Annotated in this window: 5 protein-coding genes; 3 read left to right on the top strand and 2 right to left on the bottom strand. The window is 58.6% G+C overall.

Annotation, left to right across the window (positions count from 1 at the left end):
- The first annotated feature begins 198 nt into the window (after positions 1–198).
- Positions 199–1,374 carry an acyl-CoA dehydrogenase family protein gene (locus HMPREF2822_RS07435; protein ID WP_070523109.1) on the top strand — a complete coding sequence of 392 codons (1,176 nt, stop codon included), beginning with the start codon at positions 199–201 and terminating at the stop codon, positions 1,372–1,374.
- 133 nt (positions 1,375–1,507) lie between these two features.
- On the opposite strand, the gene HMPREF2822_RS07440 is transcribed toward HMPREF2822_RS07435, so the two are convergent.
- Together HMPREF2822_RS07440 and HMPREF2822_RS07445 are read right to left on the bottom strand one after the other, a co-directional pair.
- Complete coding sequence (locus HMPREF2822_RS07440; RefSeq protein ID WP_070523112.1) at positions 1,508–2,110, bottom strand: DDE-type integrase/transposase/recombinase; 603 nt, start codon at positions 2,108–2,110, stop codon at positions 1,508–1,510.
- A 93-nt stretch (positions 2,111–2,203) separates the two neighbouring features.
- Positions 2,204–2,914 (bottom strand): IS6 family transposase, encoded by a 711-nt coding sequence (locus tag HMPREF2822_RS07445; RefSeq protein WP_070523113.1) that lies wholly within the window; start codon positions 2,912–2,914, stop codon positions 2,204–2,206.
- Positions 2,915–3,170: 256 nt separating this feature from the next.
- Between HMPREF2822_RS07445 and HMPREF2822_RS07450 the strand changes: the two genes are divergently transcribed.
- Positions 3,171–3,530: a Cd(II)/Pb(II)-sensing metalloregulatory transcriptional regulator CmtR gene (locus HMPREF2822_RS07450; RefSeq protein WP_070523117.1), complete on the top strand. Its 360-nt coding sequence runs from the start codon at positions 3,171–3,173 to the stop codon at positions 3,528–3,530.
- Positions 3,527–4,129, top strand: coding sequence for a cadmium resistance transporter (locus HMPREF2822_RS07455; protein ID WP_070523118.1), 603 nt, complete (start codon positions 3,527–3,529; stop codon positions 4,127–4,129). Before HMPREF2822_RS07450 ends, HMPREF2822_RS07455 begins: the two co-directional genes overlap by 4 nt.
- Positions 4,130–4,816: the final 687 nt, after the last annotated feature.

Raw genomic sequence — 4,816 nt, forward strand, 5'->3', positions numbered from 1 at the left:
CGACACTGCTACCAAATAGCCGGTCGCAACAGGCAGGGTGAAGGTTGGCTGGGGGAGATACTGGCCCTGGAGTCTGGTTATCGTTCCGAATCCCGGCTGTGCCGCGCGTTGTGATGAGACACTTGACAGCCTGGGGAGAGTCAGGTCACAATTAACACTAATCGCCATTCGTATTGCCTGTTAGTTGGAGAATTGACCATGTCCCACAACCTCTTCGAGTCCACCACTGATTTCCTGGGTGTCTTTGACAGCCTTTCTGAGGCCGATGCTGCGGGGTGGAAGCGCGCGGCGCAGTTCCGCGACTACTCCGACCCGGTGATTAACCGGCACTGGCAGGCCGCGGAGTATCCGCTGGACTTGGTTCAGCGTCTGGGGGAGCTGGACGTGATGACCGATGGGCTTTCGGTGGAAGGCCATGAACAGATGTCCACGCTTGGCGCTGGCTTGACGCTCATGGAAGTCACGCGTGCCGATGCTTCGATGGGCACGGTGATTGCGGTGCAGGCGGGGCTGGCCATGCGCTCAATTTCGATGCTTGGTTCTCCGGAACAGCAGGCTTCGTACTTGCCGCAGATGGCATCTTGTTCGCTGCTCGGTGCTTTTGGGCTGACCGAACCGGACCACGGCTCGGACTCCATCGCTTTGGAAACTACCGCGGTTCGCGATGGCGACGAATGGGTCCTCAACGGCGAGAAGAAGTGGATTGGCAACGGTGCCTCCGGCGGCATCACCATCATCTACGCCCGTATGGAAGACGGTAACGTCAGCGGTTTCATCGTCCCACAGGAAACCCCCGGCTACTCCGCTACCGTGATTGAAGGCAAGCTCTCCCTGCGTGCCATCCACCAGGCACACATCACGTTGACCGATTGTCGCATTCCCGCCGCCAACCAGCTTCCAGGTTGTCGCAGCTTCAAGGACGTTTCCCGCGTCCTGACCTCCACTCGCATTGGCGTGTCCTGGATGGCGCTTGGCTCTGCGGTGGCCTGCTATGAGACTGCCCGCTCGTACGTGCTCGAACGCGTCCAGTTCGGCCGCGAGCTGGCCAAAGCCCAAATCATCCAGCAGCGTCTGGCCAACATGGTCCTCGACCTCAGCCAGATGATGCTCACCTGCCGTGAGGTTTCCCAGCGCGAAGATGCTGGCACCTTGGCCCCGGAACAGGCCTCGGCGGCCAAACTCCACAACACGCGTGCCGCGCGGCGCATCGCCGCTGACGCCCGCGACATGCTCGGTGGAGTCGGCATCCTGCTGGAAAACGATATCGCTCGCCACTTCGCGGACATTGAGGCCATGCACACCTACGAGGGCACCGACACTGTGCAGTCCCTCATCATGGGCAAGAAGATTACGGGCTTCTCGGCCTATAAGTAACCAGCCGGCCGGGGATGTGGAAAGGCTCGCTTGGTGGTCCTTCTAGTTTGGTCCTCTTACTTTGGTCCCTTTGCCCTCGATCGGCGCCTGCCTTTGAGTTGTGAACATCCCCCTGTTTGACGTGGTTGTTACTTTACGCGCTCGATGTCTCGGGCGCTAGGGGTTTGCCGTTGTTGATTTCTACCGTTTTAGGTGGTGGCTTGTAGACGGATTTCCGGGGTCTGGGTCTGCGGTGCGGGTGCGTCGCGTAGTAGACGGTTTCCTTTGCTCGGCGATGTTCAAGGATGTCACGCCACGTGCCTGAATACACTTCACTAGGTGTGTATCCATTCAGCCCGCTGTGGCGGTCACGGTTATTGTATTCGTCGATAATCCTGCCGATGACTTTCTGCGCATGCTGGATATCATCATAGGTTTCTAACGCATAGCGGTGATGCTTGATTGTGCGATGTGATGACTCTTCAAATGGGTTGTCATTCGAAACATTCGGCCGAATTAATGACAGCTGCACGCCGTGTTCATCCAGCATGTCCTTCATCATGTGTGAGGTCATGACTTTGCCGTTGTCGGTGTGTACGACTTCAACGCTGTGACCGTTGAGCTCCTGGTCAGCAATGACTTGTTCAATCAGGCGTGTAGCGATGGTCTTTTCCTGTCGGTGTTGGACAGTCCATCCCACAACCTTGCGCGAGTACAAATCCAACGCTGTGTAAAGATGAAAGCCTTTAGCTGGCATGTACTATATATGATAGGTGCTGTTGCAAAGTTGGGCGGAGAGCCGAGACGACCCAGTTTCTCATTTCCTGATGGCCGCTGCGTGCTGGCGTTCTCAGGCCGTCTCGAAGACCCGGTTGACGATCACCGCGTCCGGATTGGGGTGCCCATAAGCAAACATCGTGCCCTGACCTTTCCGTAATGAATGCATCGCTTCCATCCCTTTCAACGTCCGGTAGGCGGAAATTCGGTTTTTGAACGCCCCCTTCGGTCCCAGGATTCTTTTAAGTCGGCCATGATCTCCCTCGAGAACGTTGTTCAGGTATTTCACCTGCCGGTGCTCCACCGTCTGAGGGCAGATTCCCTCCGCCTTCAGCTCGGATATTGCCTTGGCCAGAGCTGGTGCCTTGTCGGTGTTGATGACCCGCGGGGACCCGGCTGTCGTATTCGATCGTAGCGTCTTGGCCAGGAAACGCTTGGCCGCAGCCACATTCCGTTTTGGTGAGAGGTAGAAGTCTAAGGTCTGCCCACCGGCGGTAATAGCCCGGTAGAGATAGCACCACGTGCCGCCGACCCGGATATAGGTCTCATCCACCCACCAGGACCGGGCCTGCCAGTCGGGTACCTGCCGGTACCAGCGAGTGTGCTTATCCAGCTCAGGGGCGTATTTCTGCACCCAGCGGTAGATCGTGGTGTGATCGACTGGCACACCCCGCTCGGTCATCATTTCTTCGAGGTCGCGGTAGCTCACGCCGTAGCGGCAGTACCACCGCACCGCCCACAGGATGATGTCACGGGGGAAATGCCGACCGGAGAAGATGCCCATGGCTCTGATTATTTCACGTCGGTCTTTCTACTGCCCCAACTTTGCAACAGCACCACTTCGAGCCAATTCGGTTGCCTTCGGCGCGGCACAAATCGCACATGGGCCGATCATCAGAAACGAGCGTGGTTCAGCTGTTTTCGCAACTTTGCCGGAATCTGCGCCATCTCTGCTACTTTCACTGTCTCTTCAGCAGCGCACACAGCTGCACCGCTACCCGGAACTTGACTAGTTCAGCGATCGCTGTATAGTTCAGCGCATGCTGACTATTGCTTCGCGTCTCGACGTGATGAACCGCCTGGGTCGTGCACTGGCCGACCCCACTCGATCCCGGATCATCTTGACCCTGCTCGACCATCCCGCCTACCCGGCGGAACTATCCCGAGATCTGGACCTGACACGCCCGAACGTGTCCAACCACCTGACATGCTTGCGCGATTGTGGGATTGTCGTCTCCGAGCCCGAGGGGCGTCGGACACGATACGAGATCGCCGATCCGCACCTGGCGCAGGCGCTGACCACATTGGTCGATGCCACCTTGGCAGTAGACGAAGACGCCCCGTGCATCGATCCCGCCTGCTCGCTTCCCGGGTGCTACGCAGCTGGGGAGGACGCATGATCCTCACCTCGGTCTTGCAGGCGATAGGCCTGTTCGCAGCTACCAACATCGACGACATCATCGTGCTCTCCCTCTTCTTCGCGCGAGGGGCAGGCCAGCGCGGCACTACCGCCCGCATTCTGGCCGGCCAGTACCTCGGATTCGCGGGCATCCTCGGTGCCGCGGTTCTAGTGACCATGGGCGCCGGAGCATTCCTGCCCTCGACAGCCATCCCGTACTTCGGTCTAATCCCGCTGGGCCTCGGCCTCTGGGCCGCATGGGAGGCCTGGCGCGGAGACGATGAGGACGATGACGACGAGGCCAAGATTGCCGGCAAGAAGGTTGGCGTGGGGACAGTCGCAGGCGTCACCTTTGCCAACGGTGGCGACAACATCGGCGTCTACACCCCTGTATTCCTCAGCGTGGAACCTCTCGCAGTAGTCGCCTACTGCGTTATTTTCCTCGCGCTCGTTGCGGTCCTGGTGGCCCTGGCAAAGTTCGTCGCAACCCGCCCCCCGATCGCGGAAGTGCTCGAACGCTGGGAGGGCATCCTCTTTCCCATCGTTCTCATCGGCCTCGGTATCGTGATCCTCGTCAGTGGCGGAGCCTTCGGGCTCTGACGGAGCAGCAGTGTTCCAAACGGCCCCGACCGGGCGTTATCGGTGGCTCCTATAACGCCCGGAAGGTCTTTTTGAAGCGCTGTCGGGGTGTGTGAATCTAATCACACAGAGTTTACAGAATCCCAGCAATTAAACTTTCGGCTATCCAATTTCACCCGCGGACGCAATGAGACTAGCACCGACGCTTTCCCCAACGCGCCACCGCTTGCGGCGTAGCCCGACCAAGGCCACCGGCTGGTTCTCAAACGAGGACGAAGCCCGTGGCCTAGAGCTCGTGGTCGAGAGCCGAAATTCGGCCTAAAACCGCGTTTAGCCAAAGAAAAATGACCCCTAGAATCCGCCCCTTCCAGCCTTTCTTTGAGGCTGGCGGCTAAGTTAAGAAGTTCGACTGAATTATCTGCGGGACGCTGTTGAGACAGGTTCCGCTGTGCGGCGCGCACGAGCCTTGCAAGCCTTCCAGTGTCACGGGCCAGTGGGGAAGTGGAAGGCAGCTCCGCTTGTATTGCTTGCAGGTGTCCGGCTGCACTGTTGGCGGCGTCTAGTGCGTACTCGTAGTCTCCAGTATCCCCGTGCGCTCCAATAAACAAGGCGCACAGGTGCGTGTCCTAGGCTTTTGGTTAGTGAGCTGACACACAGAAAAAACAAGAAATTAGTCGGACCTGACCCCCGGAAAGTAGACACGTCGGG

Source organism: Corynebacterium sp. HMSC062E11 (assembly GCF_001811845.1).
GTDB classification, from domain to species: domain Bacteria; phylum Actinomycetota; class Actinomycetes; order Mycobacteriales; family Mycobacteriaceae; genus Corynebacterium; species Corynebacterium hesseae.